This is a genomic window from Pseudomonas sp. SG20056, from assembly GCF_031764535.1.
In the GTDB taxonomy this organism is placed as follows: Bacteria; Pseudomonadota; Gammaproteobacteria; order Pseudomonadales; family Pseudomonadaceae; genus Aquipseudomonas.
The window spans coordinates 1188590-1210007 of record NZ_CP134499.1; the positions used below are offsets into that span (position 1 = coordinate 1188590).

Genomic DNA, 21418 nt, shown 5'->3' on the forward strand with positions numbered 1-21418 from the left:
CCGTACAACTCTGTGCTCTTAACTACTAAGAGCGAACATTCACTTCCTGACCAATGTTTCGAGCTTGCGGTGCAACATCGAAATGTTACGGCCTTGGGCAATAAAACTTGGCAAAGTGGCTGGAAGTTGGCGGGCGACTTTATCAGCATCGTCCTGGTTTGGGAAGCTCCCAAACACACAAGCTCCAGTGCCGGTTAATCTGGTTTGAACAAATTTGTTCAACAAGATCAAAGCGTTACGAACTTCTGGATAACGCTTCGTGACTACCGGCTGGCAGTCGTTACGACCACCCCCCTCAAGAAGGCTGCGAACTTTAATGGGCGGCGTATCCCGTGTCAACTCGGGGTCGGAGAAAATTTCCGCTGTGCTGACAAGTACTTGCGGAATCGCGACAAGAAACCAGGGTTCGCTCAGGGTAACCGGTTGCAGCTTTTCGCCCACGCCTTCGGCAAAGGCCGCGCGGCCGCGTACGAATACCGGTACGTCTGCTCCGAGGTTCAGGCCCAGTGTGGCCAGTTGATCTTCGCTGCAACCCAGCTGCCACAGATGGTTGAGGCCGAGCAGGGTGGTGGCGGCATCCGAGCTCCCGCCGCCGATGCCGCCGCCCATGGGCAGGCGCTTGTCCAGCCAGATATCAGCGCCCTGCGCGCAGTTTGCGTGCTGTTGCAGTAGGCGCGCGGCACGCACGATCAGATTGCTGTCGTGGGGTACGCCGTCGATGGGCGTATGCAGGTGAATTTCGCCATCGGTGCGCAGGGCAAAGCCCAACTCGTCACCAAAGTCGAGAAACTGAAACAGGGTTTGCAGTTCGTGATAGCCGTCGGCGCGGCGGCCGAGGATATGCAGCATCAGGTTGAGCTTGGCCGGTGCCGGCAGAATCAGTTCGGCAGCGGCGGGTATTACCGGGGCGCTCATTGACCGAGCTGGCGCGGTTGCCAGTCCTTGATCACCAGGGTGACTTGCAGATCAAAGCCGCTGAGCTTGATGCGCTCCGGCAGCCAGAAGCCATTCTGTTCTGCATAGCTCAGGTACTCGACGTGCCAGCCGTCCTGGCTCAGTTGCGCCAGGTGGCTGTGGCTGTCGAGATTCAGGCGGCTTTTGCTGTCGGGTGAGGGTAGGCCGCGAATCCACCAGAGCAGGTGCGAAACCGGCAGGTTCAGTCCCAGTTGATCTTGCAGCAGCTGTTCCGGCGACTCGGCCTGGTAGCGGCCCTGATTGGCGACCTCCAGCTGGATTGCACCAGGGCGGCCGGTCAGGCGAGCGGCGCCGCGACCCAGTGGGCCGGACAGGCGGATGTCGTAGTAATCCTGGCGTTGCAGCCAGAAAAGGGTGCCACTGCCGGAGTCTTGCGGCGCGCGGATACCGACTTTGCCGTTGATCTGCCAGGCGTCCAGGCTGCTGATCTGCTGCTTGTGGGCTTGCCAGCTTTGCGCGTCGCCCTGGCCTTCGAGGGCTTCGCGGGAGGTCAAGCCGGCGCAGCCTGCCAATAATGTGATCAGGCTGAAAACTATCAGGTAGCGCGCAAGCATCAGAGTGTCTCTGCTCCGGTCAGGCGCAGCAGGGTGCTGCGCAGGATTGTGCTGTCGGGTTGCTGTTTCAGGGCTTCACGCCAGAGTTTGCGCGCTTCTTTCTGTTTGCCTTGTGCCCACAGCACTTCACCTAAGTGGGCGGCGACTTCGTGGTCGGGAAATGCCTGCAACGCTTGGCGCAGTAAGCGCTCAGCCTCATCTAGGTTGCCCAGGCGGTAATTTACCCAGCCGAGGCTGTCGAGAATCGCCGGGTCTTCCGGGTTGAGCTGGTGCGCTTGCTCGATCAGCTGTTTGGCTTCGGCGTAGCGCGTGGTGCGGTCGGCCAGGGTGTAGCCCAGGGCGTTTAGGGCCATGGCATTGTCTGGTTCGCGCTCGAGAATAAAGCGCAGGTCACTTTCCAGTAGAGCTAGATCATCGCGTTTTTCCGCCAGCATGGCGCGGGTGTAGAGCAGGTTGAGGTCTTCCGGAAACTGTTCCAGGGCTTGCTGGATCAGCTGCCAGGCGCGTTCGGTGTCCTGCTGCTTGGACCAGGCTTCTGCCTCGATCAGGTACAGCTGAATAGCGTAGTCGGGTTGGCTCTCGCGGGCCTGGCGCAGGCGCTCGGAGGCTTCATCGGCGCGTTGTGCCTTGAACAGCAGGTCGCTCTGGCGGGCCTGGGCGGGCAGGTAGTCATTGCCGGGGCCAACCAAGGCGTATTCGATCAGTGCGCTGGGGATATCATCCAGTTCTTCGTAGGCGCGGGCCAGGTTGTAGTGCGCCGCTTCGCTGTGGCTGCCGCGCTCGACCAGCTCTTCCAGGTAGACAATCGCTTCCTTCCAGGCTTTGGCTTCCAGGCAGACAAGCGCCAGGGAGAAGCGCAGGTCGTCGTCATTGGGGTGTTGTTGCAGCAGTGAGGCAAACTCGCCCTTGGCTTCATCCAAACGATCTTCGGCCACCAGCAGGCGTGCATAGGTCAGGCGCAGGCGCTTGTCGTCCGGGTGCTGCTCTATACCTTTTTCCAGCAGTGGCAGGGCGTCGTCGTTACGCTCAAGGCTTTGCAGCAGGCGTGCATGCAGCAGGATTGAGGCGATGGGGCGATCTTTGCTGGGTTGTTGCTCCAGCAGCTCCAGAGCTTCTTGCGGTTGGCCATCCTGCTGCAGCAACAGGGCCTTGCCAAATTGCAGCTGGCTGTTTTCCGGGTATTTCGCCTGCAGGCGGTTGAAGCTTTGCAGTAGGCCAGCACGCGTGTCCGGGTCGGTTTCAGCAGCGGATAGGGCGAGGAAGTCGAAATGCGTATCGCCCTGACGCTGCAGCACCTGCTCCATAAAGGTCATGGATTCGTCGTAACGACCGGCGCGCGCCAGTTGTACAGCAGCGGCGCGTTGCGCATCGATATTCTCGGGCGCGGTCTTGGCCCACAGCAGGCTGGTTTCCAGCGCAGGCTGCTCGGCCCCCAGGTACTCGGCTATACGAAAACCGCGCTCGGCGACGCCTGCATCCTGGGTGGCATTAGCCTGTTCTACATAGTTTTCCAGGGCAATGTCGAAGCGGTTACGTTGCCCCGCCAGTTCCGCGATCAGCAGCGACAGCAGGGTTTCCTGGCTGAAGTTGCGGTAAACCTGTGGCTGGGTTTTTGCGGCGACAACAGCGGGGTCTTCCACCGGCGGCGTGCCATCCGGGGCAGAGGGGGCAAAAGTCTGGCAACCGCTTAAAAAGGCAGCGGCAGTCAGCAACGCGAAGGATCTATTCATAGGAAGAGTATGTGGCCAACCTGCGGTTTGGGCATCATGACACAAGCGCTGGGGCAAGCCCATGGGCTGCAATGATGCGGATTAATAGATAAACCTGGCTATTGGGACAATAGGCCGCAGTGGTTGTTCTCGCTTTGCCGAAGTAGGACAATTGTCGGCTTCCACTCCCTGTCAGCGACGTGCATGGCCTTTATTGCCCTCGGTATCAACCACAAGACCGCCTCGGTGGACGTCCGCGAACGCGTGGCTTTCACTCCCGAGCAGTTGGTTGAGGCATTGCAGCAGCTCTGCCAGCGTACCAGCAGTCGGGAGGCGGCGATTCTTTCGACCTGCAATCGCAGTGAGCTGTACCTCGAGCAGGACGAGTCGAGCGCTGACGAAGTGCTGGCCTGGTTGGCCAACTACCATCGCTTGAGCCTCGAAGAGCTGCGCGCCTGCGCCTATATCCATGCCGATGACGAAGCCGTGCGCCATATGATGCGCGTGGCCTCGGGGCTGGACTCCATGGTGCTGGGCGAGCCGCAGATCCTCGGTCAGATGAAGTCGGCGTTTGCCGTGGCCCGCGAGGCCGGCACCCTCGGCCCGCTGCTCGGGCGCTTGTTTCAGGCCACTTTTAGCACCGCAAAGACCGTACGCACCGATACCGCGATTGGCGAAAACCCGGTATCCGTGGCCTTCGCTGCCGTCAGCCTGGCCAAGCAGATTTTCGCCGATCTGCACCGCAGCCAGGCACTGCTGATCGGCGCCGGCGAGACCATCAGCCTGGTGGCTCGCCATCTGCACGATCAGGGCATCAAGCGCATCGTCGTCGCCAATCGCACCCTGGAACGCGCCAGCAGCCTGGCCGAACAATTTGGCGCACATGCCGTGCTGCTTTCGGAAATCCCTGATGAGCTGGTCAACAGCGATATCGTGATCAGTTCCACTGCCAGCCAGCTGCCGATTCTCGGCAAGGGCGCGGTCGAGCGGGCGCTGAAGCAGCGCAAGCACAAGCCGATTTTTATGGTCGACATCGCCGTACCGCGCGATATCGAGCCGGAAGTCGGCGAATTGGACGACGTTTACCTCTACACCGTCGATGACCTGCATGAGGTGATCGCGGAGAACCTCAAGAGCCGCCAGGGCGCGGCCCAGGCCGCCGAAGAACTGGTCAGCGTGGGCGCCCGCGACTTTATGCAGCGCCTGCGCGAACTGGCCGCGGTGGATGTACTCAAGGCCTACCGCCAGCAGGCTGAGCGCTTGCGTGACGAGGAGCTGAACAAGGCCCTGCGCCTGCTCAATAACGGCAGCTCGGCCGAGGATGTACTGGCGTTGCTGGCTCGCGGTCTGACTAACAAGTTGCTGCATGCGCCCAGCGTGCAGCTGAAAAAATTCTCAGCCGATGGCCGCGTCGATGCGCTGGGCGTGGCTCAAGAACTGTTTGCCCTCGACGAGGGCGCGCCGCCTGCTTCTACCCATAGCAGCTCGGCCACTCAATAAAGGTCTGCAATGAAAGCGTCACTGATCAATAAACTCGACCTGTTGCAGGATCGTTTCGAAGAGCTGACCGCGCTGCTCGGCGATGCTGAAGTGATCAGTAATCAGCCGCAGTTTCGTGCCTACTCCAAGGAGTACGCCGAGCTTGAGCCGGTGTACCAGGCGTTCAGTGCATTCCGCAAAGTGCAGGCCGACCTTGAAGGCGCCCAGGCGCTGCTCAAGGACAGCGACCCGGACATGCGCGAAATGGCCGAGGAAGAAGTCGCCGAAGCCAAGGAGCAGCTGATCGGGCTGGAGGCCACGCTGCAGCGCATGCTGCTGCCAAAGGACCCCAACGACGGCCGTAACGTGTTCCTCGAAGTACGCGCTGGCACCGGTGGCGACGAGGCGGCGATCTTCTCCGGTGACCTGTTCCGCATGTACTCGCGTTATGCCGAGAAGCAGGGCTGGCGGGTGGAAGTTCTGTCGGCTAGCGAAGGCGAGCATGGCGGCTATAAAGAAGTGATTGCCCGGGTCGAGGGCGACAACGTCTACGGCAAGCTCAAGTTCGAGTCGGGTGCGCACCGCGTGCAGCGCGTGCCGGAAACCGAATCCCAGGGCCGCATCCACACCTCGGCCTGTACGGTTGCGGTGTTGCCCGAGCCGGATGAGCAGATGGCCATCGACATCAACCCGGCCGATCTGCGCGTGGACACCTACCGCAGCTCCGGCGCCGGTGGTCAGCACGTCAACACCACCGACTCGGCGATCCGCATCACCCACATTCCCACCGGCACCGTGGTGGAATGTCAGGAAGAGCGCTCGCAGCACAAGAACCGCGCCAAGGCCATGGCCTGGCTGGCGGCCAAGTTGAAGGATCAACAGGAAGCCGCTGCGCACAAGGAAATTTCCGACTCGCGCAAACTGCTGGTGGGCTCCGGTGACCGCTCCGAGCGCATCCGCACCTATAACTTTCCGCAAGGGCGAGTCACCGATCACCGTATCAACCTGACCCTGTATTCGCTCAACGAAGTGATTGCCGGTGGCGTGGAAGCGATTATTGAGCCACTGCTGGTGGAATATCAGGCCGATCAGCTGGCCGCGTTGGGCGATTGATGCGGGTTTGAGCATGTCCCGGAGTGCATCCGGGCTACGGAAATAAAGCCCATGGTCACTATCGAATCCCTACTTAGCCACACCGAACTGCCCGACTCGCCTACACCGCGCTTGGATGCCGAGTTATTGCTCGCCCATGCCCTGGGCAAGTCGCGCAGTTACCTGCACACCTGGCCGGAACGCGAACTTGAGGCTGAGCAGCTTGAGCGTTATCAGGCCGCAATCGTTCGGCGTCAGGCCGGCGAGCCGGTGGCCTATATCCTCGGCCAGCAGGGCTTCTGGAGCCTGGAGCTGGAAGTTGCCTCGCATACGCTGATCCCACGGCCGGATACCGAACTGCTGGTGGAAACCGTTCTCGCGCTGCTACCTGCCACGCCTGCTGCGCTGCTTGATCTCGGCACCGGCACAGGGGCGATTGCCCTGGCCTTGGCCAGCGAGCGCCCGGCCTGGCGAATAACCGGTGTGGACCGTGTGCCGGAGGCGGTGGCCCTGGCCGAGCGCAATGGCGCGCGGCTTAAACTGGCCAATGCCAGCTTTGTTGAAAGTCACTGGTTTAGTGCCCTGGCCGGGCAGCGCTATCAGCTGATCGTCAGCAATCCGCCCTATATCGCCACCGCTGATCGGCATCTGACCGAAGGCGATGTGCGCTTCGAGCCAAGCAGCGCCCTGGTGGCCGGCGCGGACGGGCTGGACGATATTCGCCTGATCATCCAGCAGGCACCGGACTATCTTCAAGCAGGCGGCTGGCTGCTGCTGGAACATGGCTTTGACCAGGCTGCAGCAGTGCGCGAGCTGCTTAGCGCGCGTGGCTTTAGTGCGGTGGAAAGCCGGCGTGACCTCGGCGGCCATGAGCGCATCAGTCTGGGACGCTTCGATAATGAGTGACGCCATGAGCCCGCAAGACATGCTGAATGACGAGGAGCTGCTGCGCTACAGCCGGCAGATCCTCTTGCAACAGATCGATATCGCCGGCCAGCTGCGCCTGAAACACAGCCGAGCGCTGATTATCGGCCTTGGCGGCCTGGGCTCGCCGGTGGCGCTGTACCTGGCCGCCGCCGGGGTCGGTGAGTTGCATCTGGCGGACTTCGATACGGTTGATCTGACCAACCTGCAACGGCAGATCGCCCACGACACCGCCAGCATTGGCCTGAGCAAGGTCGACTCGGCGAGCAAGCGCCTGCTGGCGATCAACCCGCAGTTGCGCCTGCAAACTCATTGCCAGGGGCTGGACAGCGACTCCCTTGCCGCCGCGGTGGCGGCAGTGGATCTGGTGCTGGATTGTTCGGACAACTTCAGCACCCGCGAAGCGGTCAACGCCGCGTGCGTAGCGGCCAAGGTGCCGCTGGTCAGTGGTGCGGCGATCCGCCTGGAGGGCCAACTCTCGGTGTTCGATCCACGGCGCGATGACAGCCCTTGCTACCACTGCATCTACGGCCACGGCAGCGAGGCAGAGTTGACCTGCAGCGAAGCCGGGGTGGTCGGCCCGCTGGTCGGTTTGGTCGGCAGCCTGCAGGCGCTGGAAGCCTTGAAGCTGCTGGCGCAATTTGGCGAACCCCTGGTCGGCCGCTTGCTGTTGATCGATGCGCTGGGCAGCCGTTTTCGCGAGCTGCGGGTCAAGCGTGACCCAGGCTGCAGCGTGTGTGGAGTGACCAGCGGTGAGTAACGCGCCGATTGGTGTGTTCGACTCCGGCGTCGGCGGCTTGTCGGTGCTGGGCGAAATTCGCGCGCTGCTACCGAATGAGTCACTGCTGTATGTCGCCGACAGCGGCCATGTGCCCTACGGCGAAAAGAGCCCGGAATTTATCCGCGAACGCTGCCGGGTGCTGGCCGAATTTCTGCTGGCCCAGGGCGCCAAGGCGCTGGTGCTGGCCTGCAACACCGCCACGGTGGCAGGTGTTGCCGAGTTGCGTGAGTTGTATCCACAGCTGCCCTTGGTGGGTATGGAACCAGCGGTCAAGCCTGCGGCGGCCGCGACGCAATCCGGCGTGGTGGGCGTGCTGGCCACCACCGGCACGCTGAAAAGCGCCAAGTTCGCCGCCTTGCTCGACCGTTTTGCCAGCGATGTACGGGTGATTACTCAGCCGTGTCCGGGGCTGGTCGAGCGGATTGAAGCCGGTGAGTTGGATAGCCAGGCTACCCGCGAGTTGCTGCAGGGCTTTGTCGCGCCGCTATTGGCTGAAGGCTGCGATACGCTGATTCTCGGCTGCACCCATTACCCCTTTATCAAACCGCTGCTGCGCAGCCTGGTTCCGGATTCGATCAGCCTGATCGACACGGGCGCGGCGGTGGCGCGGCAAGTCCAGCGCCTGCTAACCAGCCATGATCTGCTCGCCAGTGGCACGGCGCAGCCTGCGCAGTTCTGGTCGAGCGGTGATCCCGCAGCCATGCAGCGGGTGTTGCCGTTGTTGTGGGGCGCGGAGGCGCTGGTCAGCGCTGTTTAGCCGTAAGTCGGCTTTCTCTGCAGCTAAAGATTTCTATACTCTCAAGCAGTGTCAGCAAGCTTCTACTTGGGTGGATAAGGATTATTACCATGAGAAAAGTCGTGACATTGGCTGTGTTGGCAGCCTTGGCTTGGGGGCACGTCAGTGCAGTGCAGGCGATGGATCTAAGCGTGGCGGTTGGCCAAACCGGCGACTCGACCATGACCTACCGCCTGGGCACCCAGTTCGATTTCAACCAGAGCTGGTTTGCCAGTGATGTCGGTCGCCTCACCGGTTATTGGGATGCGGCCTACACCTATTGGGACGGTGACGAAGCCTCCAGCAACCACAGCCTTTCGCTCAGCCCGGTGTTCGTCTATGAGTTTGCCGGCGAGCGCTTCAAGCCCTATATCGAAGCCGGGATTGGTATTGCGGCATTCAGCAGCACCGAGCTGGAAGACAATGACCTGGGCTCGTCTTTCCAGTTTGAAGACCGCATCGGTTTTGGCCTGCGCTTCTCCGGGCAGGAAGTCGGCGTGCGGGCGTTGCACTATTCCAACGCTGGCTTGAAGCAGCCGAATGATGGGGTCGAGAGTTACAGCCTGCATTACCGTCTGAGTTTCTAGCGGGTTATTGGTTAAAAAGCCGGATTGCGATCCGGCTTTTTTATGGCCGTCGCTGGGCGACGTCAGAGATTGTTCCTGATGAGTTTTTATCTCGGCAATAAGCCGCGCACTCAGCGGTAGATGCTGCTCATGCTTTTGCGCTCGTCCAGGCATTCGGGGGAGGCGGTTTCGAATTCGCGGCAGATCAGTGGGCGCACTTCGTAGATGGTGCAGCGCATGCTGTCGCGGTCCAGCGCGGCGCACCAGCCGTCGTCCAGGCGCAGCATGACTTCGCCACCCCAGTCATCGGTGTCGATATAGCGCGGCGGCACGCCGGTGTCGGTGATTAGCATGACTTCCAGCTGACAGCAGCAGGCTGCGCAGTTGCTACAGCTGACAGCCTGCTCGTCGGCGAGTTGGGTATGGGGGATGTTCTGACTCATGCCGCGCAGTGTACGTCATCGGTGTTATTGCGGCGTCTGCTGCCGACGTAGGGTGGCTGGCGCTTTATCCATCCAGCCGAGCCTTTCTACTAAGTCGACTGGCGTGCGCGCAGGCTCTGTTCGTATTGGCTGCGGTAGAGTTTGGCGAAGCCATGTAGCACGGGCATCACCGCGGCCCAGATGGCGCCGATCAGCAGCAGGCTTTGCCAGGTGCCGTAGGGCAGGCCGACGCCAGCAATCTGCGCGCCGCCGTAATAGGACAGTGGTGCGCCAATGGCGCCGAGCAGGCTGCCGCGCCACCAGGGTTGCGCGGTCCAGGCCAGGCAATGATTGAGCGTGGTGGCCATCAGCAGCCACAAGCTGGCCAGCCACAGCGGGATCAGCGTGCGCGGCTCGCCGAAGTCGAATACGCCGAGGTTGAGTAGAAAGCTGTCCAGCGCGCTGCCGGCGAGAAACACCGTGATCAGCAGCTTACCTTCCGCCGCCCAGCTGCTGGTCCACAGCAGATGCACCGCCAGTACCGCTGCGACAATCAGCAGCCACAGGCTGTCGCCGCCGAAGACGCAGGCGAACCAGCCGAGCTGAAATAGCAGGGTGTTGACGATCAATTTAGGCATTTAGATTTCCCAGTAGCGGAGCAGGACGAGCGGCCGGCTTCGCCAGCAGCAATTGCGCGGTGCCGATGGTGCGCTCGATAAAGCCGCCCTCGCAATAGCACAGGTAGAACTCCCACAGGCGGAAGAAGTAATCGTCGTAGCCTTGCTGCTCCAGCTTGTGCCGCGCGTGGCGCAGGTTGTCGTGCCAGATGCGCAGGGTGCGGGCGTAGTGCAGGCCGAAGTCTTCCATGTGGTGCAGGTTCATATCGGTCTTGGCGCTGATGATTTCCAGCATCTTGTTCACCGATGGCAGTGCGCCGCCGGGGAAGATGTAGCGCTGGATAAAGTCCACGGCGTTTTTCGCCTGCTCGTAGCGCTGGTCACGGATGGTGATGGCTTGCAGCAGCATCAGGCCGTCGGGCTTGAGCAGGTTGGCGCATTGCTGGAAGTAGGTGGGCAGGAAACGATGACCCACTGCCTCGATCATTTCGATCGACACCAGCTTGTCGTACTGGCCGGCCAGGTCGCGGTAGTCTTCCAACAGCAGGGTGATTTGCCCTTGCAGGCCTTGCTCCTGAATGCGTCGTTCGGTGTAGGCGAACTGCTCGCGCGACAGGGTAGTGGTGGTGACCTTGCAGCCGTAGTGGGTGGCGGCGTAAATCGCCATGCTGCCCCAGCCGGTACCGATCTCCAGCAGGTGGTCGCTGGGCTTGAGGGCAAGCTTCTGGCAGATGCGTTCGAGCTTGTTCAGCTGCGCCTGTTCCAGGCTGTCATCGGCACTGCGGAACATCGCCGCCGAGTACATCATGGTCGGGTCGAGGAACTGCTCGAACAGCTCGTTGCCCAGGTCATAGTGGGCAGAGATGTTCTTGCGCGAGCCTTTGCGGGTGTTGCGGTTGAGCCAGTGCAGGCCCTGAATCAGCGGACGGCCCAGCTGGGCCAGGCCGCTTTCCATGGCGTCGAGCACGTCGAGGTTGCTGACGAACACGCGAATCACCGCCGTCAGGTCCGGGGTGGTCCAGTAACCGTGGATATAGGCTTCGCCCGAGCCGATTGAGCCGTTGCCGGCTACCAGCCCCCAGACGGCGCCATCCTGCACCCGGATCTCGGCGCTGAGGCTGGAGTGGGCATCGCCGAACTCCATGCGTTCGTCACCTTCAATGATCACCAGTTGGCCGTGGCGCAGCTGTTTCAGCTGGCGCAGTACTGCACGGCGCAGCAGGCTGGCACCAATGCCGCTGCCGGCACGCACCACATGTTTGGCGGAGGTCAGGCTAGAGCTTTTCATGGAGGGCGTCCTTTGATGCGGGGCGGGCGACGCGGAAATCACCTTCAGCGGCCCGATGGGTGAACAGGGGAATACGTTTGAGCAGCAGACGCAGGGCTTGCCAGTAAATGGCGGCCACGGTCTTGCCGGTCATCCAGGGAAATTGCAGCAAATAGCGATGCAGGCTGGCGCGGTTGAGCGCGGTGCGTTGCAGGCTGAGGCTGGCGTCGAAGAGTTTGTCCTCGCCCTGCCAGTCGGCCATGTGAATACCCAAGCGCTCGCCGGCCGGGCTGAAACTCATGCGGTATTCCAGCTCGCGCGGCAGAAAGGGTGAGACGTGAAAGGCTTTGGCCACCGCGACGTGCAGGTGGCCCTCGCCCTCGGCGGGTAATACGTAGTGATAGCGTTCACGCCAGGGCGTATTGCTCACCTCGCAGAGAATCGCCGCCAGACGGCCATCGGCTTCATGGCAGTAAAAGAAGCTCGCCGGGTTGAAACTCAGCCCCCAGCTGCGCGGCTGGGTCAGCAGGCAGATGCGGCCCAGTGGCGTGCGCCCCAGCGCTTCCGTCACACGCTGGCGTACGGCATCGATCAGGCTGATGCCGGCACCGGTGAATTGCGGCAGGTAATCGGTTTCACGAAAGGCAAAAGGCGCAAAGCGGCCACGCCCGGCCAGGGGCGATAGCGCGAGCACGGCGTCCTGCTCGCTCAGGTCGAGGTAGAGCAGGCCCATGCGATAGCGGAAGTTGTGCAGGCGCGGGGCAAAACGCCGGTGCTGCACCCAGCCGCTGTAGAGGGCGCTGTTCAGTGCCGTTGGGCTGTTCACTACAGCGCCTCACCGAATTCACGGGCCACGCGCAGCGCGCTGACCACGCCATCTTCATGGAAGCCATTGGCCCAGTAGGCGCCGCAGAAGTAGCTGTGGTTGGCCCCCAGCAATTCTTCCCAGCGCGCCTGCGCAGCCATGCCGGCCAGGCTGTATTGCGGGTGGGCATAGGTGTAGCGCGCCAGGATCTTGCTTGGGTCGATGGCGGCGGTCTGGTTCAGGCTGACGCAGAAAGTCGTATCGCTCTGGATGCCCTGCAGGATATTCATGTCATAGGTGACGGCTGCCGGCTGATCCACCGGGCCGCCGAGACGATAGTTCCAGCTGGCCCAGGCCAGTGGCCGTTTTGGCAGCAGGCGGGTGTCGGTGTGCAGCACCACATCGTTATCGGCATAGGGCAGCGCGCCGAGGATGGCCTGTTCGGTTGAGGTCGGCGCGGCCAGCAACGCCAGGGCCTGGTCGCTGTGGCAGGCGAACACCACCTTGTCGAAGCGCTCGCTACCGGCCGCGCTGTGCAGGGTCACACCGTCGCCATCGCGTTCAACCCGGGTCACGGCACAGTTCAGGCGGATGTGTTGCTTGAACGATTCAGTCAACGGCGCCACATAGCTGCTGGAGCCGCCTTCGATCACGCACCACTGCGGACGATCACTGACTGACAGCAGGCCGTGGTTCTTGAAGAAGCGCACAAAGAACTGCAGCGGGAAGCCGAGCATGTCATTCAGTGACATCGACCAGATCGCCGCGCCCATGGGCACGATGTAATGCTGGATAAAGCGCTCGCTGTAACCATTGGCCTTGAGGTAATCGCCCAGGGTCATGTCGGCGTCGATGCGCTGGTTGTTGAGGTCCTGCAGGGCCTCGCGGTTGAAACGCAGAATGTCGCGCACCATGCCGATGAATTTCGGCGATACCAGGTTGCGGCGCTGGGCAAACAGGGTGTTGAGGTTATGCCCGTTGTATTCCACGCCGCTTAGCGGATCGCTGACCGAGAAGCTCATCTGGGTGTCCTTGAAGCCCACCCCCAGCTGGCTGAGCAGGCGGATAAAGTTCGGGTAGGTCCAGTCGTTGAACACGATAAAGCCTGTGTCCACGGCATACCGCTGCCCCTTCACCTCAACATCAACGGTGTGGGTGTGACCGCCGATCCAGTCGCTGGCCTCAAACACCGTGATGTCGTGACGGCGGTTGAGCAGGTAAGCGCTGGTGAGGCCGGCAATGCCGCTGCCGATAATGGCAATTTTCATGGGCTGTCCTTAGGTCTTGGCTTCGGTGCGGGCCATGCGGGCGCCGAGGGCAACCTGCAGGCCTTTGGGCAGGCGCCCGAGTAGTTTGAGAATGGCAATAAATGCGCCAGGGAAGGCGATTTCAAAGGGCTGCTGATCAAGACGCTGAGCGATGTAGGCGGCGGCTTTTTCCACCGACCAGCGCATGGGCATGGGGAAGTCGTTTTTCTGCGTCAGTGGGGTGTCGACAAAGCCGGGGCTGACCAGGGTGACGGCAATGTTTTCCGCGTGCAGGTCGATGCGCAGGGCTTCCAGCAGGTAGCGCATGGCAGCCTTGGAGGCGCCGTAGGCTTCGGCGCGCGGCAGCGGCATAAAGGTTACCGAGCTGCCGACGCCGACCAGATGCGGGCGATTGCCCTGGCGCAGCAGGGGCAGCGCGGCTTCGATGCAGTAGCTGGCCGAGAGCAGATTGGCGCGCATCACCCGCTCGACCATCGCCGCCTCGAAGCTGCGTACTTCAACGTATTCGCAGGTGCCGGCATTGAGGATGGCGCAGTCCAGCGCGCCCCAGACCTGGGCAATGTGCTCGCCGATGCTGCGCACTTGCGCGGCATCACTGAGGTCGCCAGCCACCACTAGCACTTGCTGTGGGTAGCGTTTGGCCAACGCTTGTAACGGCTCAAGGCTGCGGGCGCTGAGGGCCAGGCGATGGCCTTGTTCGAGCAGTTGTTCGGCCAGGGCCGCGCCGATGCCACTGCTGGCGCCGGTGAGCCAGATGCGCCGTGCGTTCGCGTTCATGCCAACCTCCGTTTCAGCCAGCGAATTGCCGAGCCAAGTAAGGGCAGGTGCTCGTAGAGCAGGCTGCCGGCGTCGAAATAGTCACGGTGACGATAGACCTTGTTGTGCCACAACAGGTGCGAGCAGCCTTCCACGCGGATCAGTTGCCCGCCTGCCAGGCGTGGGTGACGGTAGCTCATGGTCCAGCGCAGGTAGCCTTCGCCATCACGCACCTGGTCAAAGCCGTAGAAGTCAAAGCGCAGTTCGCTGATGTTGGCGTACATTTCGCCGAAATAGCGCTGCATATTGGCCAGGCCACGCACTTCGTGCAGCGGGTCGCAGAACAACGCATCGTCGCTGTACAGCTGGCCCAGGCGGTCGAGGTTGTCCTTGTTCAGCCCGGCAAAATCCTGGGCGAACTGGCGCAGAAAGTCGCTCACAGCACCTCCTCGCCGGCAAAGTGCGGCAGGCTCTTGAATGCGGCGAGGGCGCGTGTGCGGCTTTTGCTCAGGTCGACAATCGGCGAGGGGTAGTCGGCGATGCCGAACAGGCCGCCCATGGCCGCCGGGTTATGAATATTGGTCTTGTTCAGGCCGACCAGCTCGGGCAGCCATTGGCGGATAAAGCGCCCGTCCGGGTCGAACTTCTGTGACTGGCTAAGCGGGTTGAAGATGCGGAAATACGGCGCCGAATCGGTGCCGGTCGACGAACTCCACTGCCAGCCGCCGTTGTTCGCTGCCAGATCGCCATCGATCAGGTGACGCATAAAGAAGCGCTCGCCTTCGCGCCAGTCGATCAGCAGGTTTTTGGTCAGAAACATCGCCACGATCATGCGCAGGCGATTGTGCATCCAACCGGTGGCCAGCAGTTGGCGCATCGCTGCATCGACAATCGGGAAACCGGTACGGCCTTGTTGCCAGGCTTTCAGCTCCAGCGGTGCATCACGCCAGGCCACGGCCTCGGTTTCTGGGCGGAAGGCGCGGTGCATCGACACGCGCGGGTAGCCCACCAGGATGTGCTTGTAGAACTCGCGCCAGAGCAGCTCGTTGATCCAGGTGACCACGCCGATATTGCCACTGTCGAACTCACCTTGGTTGACCGCCAGTGCCGCGTGCAGGCATTGGCGTGGCGAGATCACCCCGGCGGCCAGGTAGGCGGACAACTGGCTGGTGCCGGGCTGTGCGGGAAAATCCCGGGCGCTCTGGTAGAAGTCGATCTGCTGCGCGGCAAAATCATCCAAACGCCGCGCCGCCTCAGCTTCACCGGCTGGCCACAGTTCACGCAGTTCGACAGCGGGCAGGGCGAAGCCTGCAACTTGTTCAGGAATGGCATCGCCTTGGATCGCCAGCGGCGCCTGTGCCTTGGGTGTGGCTATGAGTGCCGGCAGGGCGCTGTGCAAGCGTTGGTAGCAGACCTTGCGGAACTGGCTGTAGACCTGAAAGTAACCGCCGGATTTGGTCAGCACGCTGCCGGGCTTGAAGAACAGCTGATCCAAGTGACTGTGAAAATTCACTCCTAGACCATCAAGGGTTTGCGCCACGGCCTGGTCGCGGCGGCTTTCATGCACGCCGTATTCTTCATTGACCTGCACGCTACTGATCTGCAGCTGCTGGCACAGTTCACCAATCACCTGCGGCGCGGCGCTCCAGTGATCGGCTTCCCGTACCAGCAGCGGCACATTGAGTTTGCTCAGCTCTGTGGCCAGTTCTTTGAGGTTGCGCAGCCAGAAGTCGACCTTGCTCGGCGCGTCATCGTGGGCCAACCACTGGCCGGGACTGAGCAGGTACAGCGCCACGGTCGGGCCGCTGCGCATGGCGGCTGCCAGGGCGCTGTTGTCCTGTACGCGCAGGTCGGTACGAAACCACATCAGTTGCAGCATGGTATTTCCCATCAGCTGTGCAGCAGGTTGAGGTCGGTAAGGTTATGCAGCGCGGCCAATGGATCGGCGGCCAGGCTCAGTTCAGCGTTCTGTGCGGTGATGTCGACTAATTCTTCGGCGTGAATCTGCACCACTTGCCCGACCAGCAGGCAGGGACAGTCATAGCCACCGAGCAGGCGCTGCAGGTGTGTACTGTTCAGCGCCTGACTGGAATACAGCAGCACCGCACGCGGTTGAATGTGCTCAACCGCCAGGGCGAGTTCTGTGGGTGGCAGTGGCCAGTCGAAGACTTCCACCGGGCAGCCGGCGCTGCTCGCCAGCCAGGCGGTCAGCCACAGGCCGGGGGCCATCGGCAGGTCGGAGACGTTGATCAGCAGCAGCGACGGACCGTTGTATTGGCGATTGTTGTGGTAAAGCCGCGCACCGAGTTTGCTGCGCAGCCAAGAGAAGAAGAACACCCGCTCTGCCTGTGCGCCGAACTGGTTACGCCAACGCAGTTCCAATTCCTCAAGCAACGGCAGGAGCAGTTGCTGGCACAGGGTATGTGGCGGATAGAGCGCTAGTTCGCTGTTGAAGCAGTCATCCAGGCGCCGCTCATTGAGGTTGCAGATGGCCTCCTGCAGTTGCTGGCGCCGGGCTTCCCATTGCGAGCTGGCTTCGGCAAAAGCCGGCTGGTTAGAGCGCAGCAGCCCCTTGACCTGACTGACCGACACACCGCGATTGAGCCAGGTGAGAATCGCCTGGATGCGCGCGACGTGTTCATTGGAGTACAAGCGATGGCCCTTGGGTGTGCGGTGCGGCACGATCAAGCCATAGCGCCGTTCCCAGGCGCGCAGGGTGACGGCGTTGACCCCAGTGATGCGTGCCACGTCGCGGATCGGCATAAAGCCCTGGGCGATCGCCGCTTGGTAATCGTCGGCCGCCCCTACGCTGATCGGCTCCAGGTTCATAGGGCGTTACGCAGGCTGAGGTTTTCCGGGTGCGGCTGCAGATAGACCTGCTGCGCAATGTAGGTGTCCGGGTGGCGGCGGAAGTGATGTTTGAGCAGGGTCATGGGCACCACCAGCGGCACCACGCCATGGCGGTACTGGCCGATCAGTTGCTGCATTTCCTGTTTCTCTTCGCTGCTCAGCGATTGCTTGAGGTAGCCGCTGAGGTGCTGCAGCACGTTGCTGTGGGTGCGGCGGGTGGCGCAGCTTTTCAGCGCACTCATCAGCTCGCTGAAATAGCGCGGCGCCAGTTCGTTGATGTCGTGCTGACCGAGGTTGCCGAGCATGCGCCCGAGCAGCTTGTACTGCATGGGGTTGGTGGCCATCAGCAGGTATTTGTAGCGCGAGTGGAAGTCGATCAGGCTTTTGCGCGTCAGGCCATCACGCAGCAGCTGTTGCCACTGCGAATAGGCGAATACGCGGGTGATAAAATTTTCGCGCAGGATTGGGTCATTCAGGCGGCCATCTTCTTCCACCGGCAGGTTGGGATGGCGGGCGCAGAAGGCCTCAGCAAAGATGCCGCGCCCCGGCTCACTGGGGCGGCCGTTGTCCTGGTAGACCTTGACCCGGTGCAGGCCGCAGGACGGCGACTGCTGCATAAAGATGTAGCCGCAGATATCGGTCAGCTCAGCAGCCATGTGCTCGCCGTACTCGGCCAGCGGTGCGGTGACGTCCACGCTACGGTTGACCGTGCCGACGGCGCGTGGCGCTTGCGGATCGCCAACTAGGCGGATTGGTTCACGTGGCGTGCCCATACCAATCGCGACTTCCGGGCATACCGGAGCGAAGTCGAAATACTCGCTAAGAATGCGGCTGCACAGGCGCGATTCCTTGTGTCCGCCGTTGTAGCGAACCTCATTGCCCAGCAGGCAGGCACTGATACCCAGTTTGGGCTTACCGGCGGCGTTTTCGGGTGGGCTCATGGGCAACCTCTGATGTACGACTTGTACATATCCTGGTGGATGTACAACTTGAGTTCATCATAGGTTTGTAATTGTACAAGTCAATATTTTTGTACAACTACTGTATGGTTTTGTGTGTGGGCCTGTTACGTCCAGCCCATGCGCCAGTGCTCAGCATCTTCCAGTACACGCCAGTCCAGGCGTTGGCAACGCTGATTGAGCACGGCCTGCAGTTCGATCTGCAGCACCGTGCCGTCTTCGTCGCAGAACAGTTCGGTAACGAGAAAATGCTTTTCACGATTCTGCGGCTGCACTGCTGTCCATTTCGATAGCAGCAGCTTGCGCGGATTAAGTCGATGCTTGCCTAGGGTTTTGCGAACCTGATCCGTCATTGCAAATGCTCAAGCAGACGGCGCGCTGCTTCCTGGCCGCTGAGCCAGGCGCCTTCGACACGACCGGACAGGCACCAGTCGCCGCAGGCATAGATGCCCAGGTCGGCATCGGCCAACACACCCCATTGGTGCGCGCTGGCGGGGCGGGCGTAAAGCCAGCGGTGCGCCAGGCTGAAAGCCGGGGCCGGCACAGCGCAGCCGATCAGTTCGGCGAAGGCACCTAGAAGGTGTTCGATCACCGCTTCCTTGGGCATATCCAAGTGCTGTTTGGTCCACTGGCTGCTGGCGTGCAGCACCCAGGTGTCGAGCAGGGTGTCGCGGCCGGGTTTGCTGCGATTACGTGCCAGCCAGTCGAGCGGACTGTCCTGTACAAAACAGCCTTCCACGCGGGTTTCCAGCGGGCTGTTGAAGGCCAGGGCGACGGCCCAGGTCGGGTCCATGGCCACGCTTGCTGCCGCGCCGGCCAGCTTGGGGGCGCTGGAGAGCAGTGCTGTGGCTTGCGGCGCCGGGGTTGCGACGATCACATGGCTGAACGGGCCGTGGCTGTTGCCTTCGGCATCCTGCAGGTGCCAGTGCTGCTCGCCGCGAAACACTTCGGTAATGCGGCAAGAAAAGGCCACCGGTAATGCGCCGAGCATGGCGCGAGTGATCGCACTCATGCGCGGGCTGCCGACCCAGCGCACTTGCTCATCCGGCGAGGCGCTGAGCTGGCCGTTACTGAAGTTGTAGAGGCTGGGGGTCCATTCGGCGACCCAGCCACGCGCTTGCCACTGCTGCACCACCTCGACAAAGCGGCGGTCGCGGGCGGTGAAGTACTGCGCGCCCAAGTCCAGTGCGCCGGCATCGCTACGCTTACTGGCCATACGGCCACCGCTGCCGCGGCTCTTGTCGAACAGTTGTAAGGGGTGCCCGGCGGCATGCAGCGCCTGCGCGGCAGACAGCCCGGCGATGCCGGTGCCGATGATGGCGATGGGGTGAAGAGCAGTCATGGTCTACCTCGTGTTTTCAAGCGTTAGGCTACGCTTTAGACAAAAGCTATACAATATCGTTTTTGTGTATAAGCTATGCCGGAGTCGATCCTGCCTTTCTATAGTTAAGACAACCTGCAGCCGGATTGAAGCCACAAACAGGCATAAATCAGTCGACGGTCGTGAATTATGCAAAGGCCATGCGAGGGCAAGCGAATGCACATTCTTCTGACGGGCGGAACCGGCTTGATCGGTCGGGCGTTGTGTCGGCACTGGCTGCAGCAAGGCCATCAGCTGACGGTGTGGAGTCGCCGCCCCGAACAGGTAGGCGCCCTATGCGGGGCCGCAGTGCGTGGTATTGGCCAGCTTGATGAACTGGGTGAAGAAGCGCTGGATGCTGTGGTCAATCTGGCCGGAGCGCCGATTGCCGACCGCCCCTGGACGCGCAAGCGTAAGGCGTTGCTGTGGGTCAGCCGGATTGGTCTGACCGAGCAATTGCTGGCCTGGCTGGAGAGCCGTGCGCACAAGCCGCAGGTGTTGTTGTCCGGTTCGGCAGTGGGCTGGTATGGCGACGGTGGCGAGCGCGAGTTGCATGAAGATTCGCCGCCGGTGAGTGAGGATTTCGCCGCGCAGTTGTGTGGCGCCTGGGAAGAAACTGCCCTGCGCGCCGAAGAGCTGGGCATTCGTGTGGTGCTGCTGCGCACCGGGCTGGTGCTGGCAAGTGACGGCGGGTTGCTCAAACGTCTGTTGCTGCCGTTCAAACTCGGCTTGGGCGGCCCGCTGGGCAATGGTAGGCAGTGGATGCCGTGGATTCATCTGGCCGATCAAATCGCCCTGATTGATTTTCTCCTGCAGCAGGACTCCGCGCGCGGTCCTTATAATGCCTGCGCGCCGACGCCTGAGCGTAACCGCGCCTTCAGTCAGGCCCTGGGCCGTGAACTGCATCGTCCGGCCTTTATGCCGGCCCCGGCGTTTGCCCTGCGCGTGCTGCTGGGGGAGCTGTCGGTGCTGCTGCTCGGTGGCCAGCGCGCGATGCCAACGCGCTTGCAGGAGGTGGGTTTCAGTTTTCGTTTTACTCATTTGGATGTGGCCCTGGCAGATTTGCTCGGCCACCACTGACTAGGACTTTGCATGACCGATCACGCCTTGCTGTTGGTAAACCTGGGCTCGCCGGCCTCCACTGACGTGGCCGATGTGCGCCGTTACCTCAATCAGTTCCTGATGGATCCCTACGTCATCGACTTGCCCTGGCCGCTGCGGCGTCTGCTGGTTTCGCTGATTCTGATCAAGCGCCCGGCGGCCTCGGCGCATGCCTATGCCTCGATCTGGTGGGATGAAGGCTCGCCGCTGGTGGTGCTGAGTAAGCGTCTGCATCAGGCGATGAAGGCGTCCTGGACCCATGGCCCGGTGGAACTGGCGATGCGCTATGGCGAGCCGTCGCTGCAAACCGTGCTGACCCGCCTGGCCGAGCAGGGCATCAAGAAGGTCACCCTGGCGCCGCTGTACCCGCAGTTTGCCGACAGCACCACCACCACGGCGATCGAAGAAGCCAGGCGCGTGGTGCGTGAGCAGCAGCTGCCGATCCGCTTTTCCATCCTGCCGCCGTTCTACGATCAGCCGGAATACCTGGATGCCTTGGTCGACAGCGCCAAGCCTTATCTTGAGCAGGAGTTTGACCATCTGCTGCTGAGTTTCCACGGCCTGCCGGAGCGGCACCTGCACAAGCTCGACCCCAGTGGTCATTGCCTGAAAGGCGCGGATTGCTGCCGTAGCGCCTCGCCAGAGGTGCTCGCCAGCTGTTACCGCGCCCAGTGCCTGCGCAGCGCCGAGCTGTTCGCCCAGCGCATGGGACTCAAGCCCGAGCAGTGGTCGGTGTCGTTCCAGTCGCGTCTGGGCCGGGCCAAGTGGATCGAGCCCTATACCGAAGCGCGTCTCGACGAGCTGGCCAAACAGGGCGTGAAGAAGTTGCTGGTGATGTGCCCGGCCTTTGTCGCCGACTGCATCGAAACCCTGGAGGAGATCGGCGACCGTGGCCGCGAGCAGTTTGTCGAAGCCGGCGGCGAGAGCCTGCAGCTGGTGCCGTGTCTGAATGATCATCCCAGCTGGGTGGCGGCGCTAAAGACCCTCAGCGAGCGTGCTCCGCTGATGCTGTAAGCGAATACGGCGCGGCTGTCATTCGCTCGAAGGGATGCAGCGCATTCGCCGCACTGATAACACCTCCGGGCGATACTCATCGCCCTGTATATCGGCCTAAGCTGGCAGCTCTTTCAACCGTCGTGCACCGCACCAACGGTGCCG

General features: G+C 61.9%; 23 protein-coding genes. 8 read left to right on the forward strand and 15 right to left on the reverse strand.

Annotation, left to right across the window (positions count from 1 at the left end; translation table 11 throughout):
- Positions 1 to 39 precede the first annotated feature (39 nt).
- From ispE to RHP75_RS05725, 3 genes are read right to left on the reverse strand one after another with little or no spacing between them, the layout of a single operon-like run.
- Entirely contained in the window at positions 40 to 915 is an 876-nt protein-coding gene (gene ispE / locus RHP75_RS05715; RefSeq protein ID WP_311090869.1) for a 4-(cytidine 5'-diphospho)-2-C-methyl-D-erythritol kinase, read from the reverse strand.
- On the reverse strand, positions 912 to 1529 hold the full coding sequence (gene lolB, locus RHP75_RS05720) for a lipoprotein insertase outer membrane protein LolB (RefSeq protein WP_311090870.1): 618 nt from the start codon (positions 1527 to 1529) through the stop codon (positions 912 to 914). Before lolB ends, ispE begins: the two co-directional genes overlap by 4 nt.
- Complete coding sequence (locus RHP75_RS05725; RefSeq protein WP_311090871.1) at positions 1529 to 3259, reverse strand: tetratricopeptide repeat protein; 1731 nt, start codon at positions 3257 to 3259, stop codon at positions 1529 to 1531. Before RHP75_RS05725 ends, lolB begins: the two co-directional genes overlap by 1 nt.
- A gap of 183 nt (positions 3260 to 3442) precedes the next feature.
- On the opposite strand from RHP75_RS05725, the gene hemA reads away from it, so the two are divergent.
- From hemA to RHP75_RS05755, 6 genes are all read left to right on the forward strand, one after another.
- Positions 3443 to 4738, forward strand: a complete 1296-nt coding sequence (gene hemA / locus RHP75_RS05730; RefSeq protein WP_311090873.1) for a glutamyl-tRNA reductase — start codon at positions 3443 to 3445, stop codon at positions 4736 to 4738.
- 9 nt (positions 4739 to 4747) lie between these two features.
- The gene (gene prfA / locus RHP75_RS05735; protein ID WP_311090875.1) at positions 4748 to 5830 is read left to right on the forward strand and encodes a peptide chain release factor 1; all 1083 of its coding nucleotides are present in this window, start codon (positions 4748 to 4750) and stop codon (positions 5828 to 5830) included.
- A gap of 51 nt (positions 5831 to 5881) precedes the next feature.
- On the forward strand, positions 5882 to 6715 hold the full coding sequence (gene prmC / locus RHP75_RS05740; RefSeq protein WP_311090877.1) for a peptide chain release factor N(5)-glutamine methyltransferase: 834 nt from the start codon (positions 5882 to 5884) through the stop codon (positions 6713 to 6715).
- Between the two features lie 19 nt (positions 6716 to 6734).
- Entirely contained in the window at positions 6735 to 7493 is a 759-nt protein-coding gene (locus RHP75_RS05745; protein WP_311091871.1) for a molybdopterin-synthase adenylyltransferase MoeB, read from the forward strand.
- On the forward strand, positions 7486 to 8271 hold the full coding sequence (gene murI, locus RHP75_RS05750) for a glutamate racemase (protein WP_311090878.1): 786 nt from the start codon (positions 7486 to 7488) through the stop codon (positions 8269 to 8271). The genes RHP75_RS05745 and murI overlap by 8 nt, the downstream gene beginning before the upstream one ends.
- An 89-nt stretch (positions 8272 to 8360) precedes the next feature.
- Positions 8361 to 8876, forward strand: a complete 516-nt coding sequence (locus RHP75_RS05755; RefSeq protein ID WP_311090879.1) for an acyloxyacyl hydrolase — start codon at positions 8361 to 8363, stop codon at positions 8874 to 8876.
- A gap of 110 nt (positions 8877 to 8986) precedes the next feature.
- Here RHP75_RS05755 and RHP75_RS05760 read toward each other — a convergent pair whose 3' ends face one another.
- From RHP75_RS05760 to RHP75_RS05815, 12 genes are all read right to left on the reverse strand, one after another.
- Positions 8987 to 9298, reverse strand: coding sequence for a YkgJ family cysteine cluster protein (locus tag RHP75_RS05760; RefSeq protein ID WP_311090880.1), 312 nt, complete (start codon positions 9296 to 9298; stop codon positions 8987 to 8989).
- Between the two features lie 89 nt (positions 9299 to 9387).
- Entirely contained in the window at positions 9388 to 9915 is a 528-nt protein-coding gene (locus RHP75_RS05765; protein WP_311090881.1) for a DUF2878 domain-containing protein, read from the reverse strand.
- Positions 9908 to 11182 (reverse strand): cyclopropane-fatty-acyl-phospholipid synthase family protein, encoded by a 1275-nt coding sequence (locus tag RHP75_RS05770; protein WP_311090882.1) that lies wholly within the window; start codon positions 11180 to 11182, stop codon positions 9908 to 9910. The genes RHP75_RS05765 and RHP75_RS05770 overlap by 8 nt, the downstream gene beginning before the upstream one ends.
- Positions 11169 to 11969, reverse strand: coding sequence for a DUF1365 domain-containing protein (locus RHP75_RS05775; protein WP_311091872.1), 801 nt, complete (start codon positions 11967 to 11969; stop codon positions 11169 to 11171). The genes RHP75_RS05770 and RHP75_RS05775 overlap by 14 nt, the downstream gene beginning before the upstream one ends.
- A gap of 17 nt (positions 11970 to 11986) precedes the next feature.
- Positions 11987 to 13234, reverse strand: a complete 1248-nt coding sequence (locus RHP75_RS05780; RefSeq protein WP_311090883.1) for an FAD-dependent oxidoreductase — start codon at positions 13232 to 13234, stop codon at positions 11987 to 11989.
- A gap of 9 nt (positions 13235 to 13243) precedes the next feature.
- A complete protein-coding gene (locus tag RHP75_RS05785; protein WP_311090884.1) occupies positions 13244 to 14011 on the reverse strand; it encodes an SDR family NAD(P)-dependent oxidoreductase in 768 nt (255 codons plus the stop codon).
- A complete protein-coding gene (locus RHP75_RS05790; protein WP_311090885.1) occupies positions 14008 to 14430 on the reverse strand; it encodes a nuclear transport factor 2 family protein in 423 nt (140 codons plus the stop codon). The genes RHP75_RS05785 and RHP75_RS05790 overlap by 4 nt, the downstream gene beginning before the upstream one ends.
- The gene (gene phrB, locus RHP75_RS05795; RefSeq protein WP_311091874.1) at positions 14427 to 15866 is read right to left on the reverse strand and encodes a deoxyribodipyrimidine photo-lyase; all 1440 of its coding nucleotides are present in this window, start codon (positions 15864 to 15866) and stop codon (positions 14427 to 14429) included. Before phrB ends, RHP75_RS05790 begins: the two co-directional genes overlap by 4 nt.
- 14 nt (positions 15867 to 15880) lie before the next feature.
- A complete protein-coding gene (locus tag RHP75_RS05800; protein ID WP_311090886.1) occupies positions 15881 to 16819 on the reverse strand; it encodes a MerR family transcriptional regulator in 939 nt (312 codons plus the stop codon).
- Positions 16816 to 17781 carry a 2-thiouracil desulfurase family protein gene (locus RHP75_RS05805; RefSeq protein ID WP_311090887.1) on the reverse strand — a complete coding sequence of 322 codons (966 nt, stop codon included), beginning with the start codon at positions 17779 to 17781 and terminating at the stop codon, positions 16816 to 16818. The genes RHP75_RS05800 and RHP75_RS05805 overlap by 4 nt, the downstream gene beginning before the upstream one ends.
- Positions 17782 to 17906: 125 nt before the next feature.
- Positions 17907 to 18152, reverse strand: coding sequence for a TIGR02450 family Trp-rich protein (locus RHP75_RS05810; protein WP_311090888.1), 246 nt, complete (start codon positions 18150 to 18152; stop codon positions 17907 to 17909).
- Positions 18149 to 19141, reverse strand: a complete 993-nt coding sequence (locus RHP75_RS05815; RefSeq protein WP_311090889.1) for an NAD(P)/FAD-dependent oxidoreductase — start codon at positions 19139 to 19141, stop codon at positions 18149 to 18151. The genes RHP75_RS05810 and RHP75_RS05815 overlap by 4 nt, the downstream gene beginning before the upstream one ends.
- Positions 19142 to 19336: 195 nt before the next feature.
- Here RHP75_RS05815 and RHP75_RS05820 point away from each other — a divergent pair, with 195 nt between their 5' ends.
- Both RHP75_RS05820 and hemH read left to right on the forward strand, forming a co-directional pair.
- On the forward strand, positions 19337 to 20239 hold the full coding sequence (locus RHP75_RS05820) for a TIGR01777 family oxidoreductase (RefSeq protein WP_311090890.1): 903 nt from the start codon (positions 19337 to 19339) through the stop codon (positions 20237 to 20239).
- 12 nt (positions 20240 to 20251) lie between these two features.
- Entirely contained in the window at positions 20252 to 21274 is a 1023-nt protein-coding gene (gene hemH, locus RHP75_RS05825) for a ferrochelatase (RefSeq protein ID WP_311090891.1), read from the forward strand.
- Positions 21275 to 21418 lie beyond the last annotated feature (144 nt).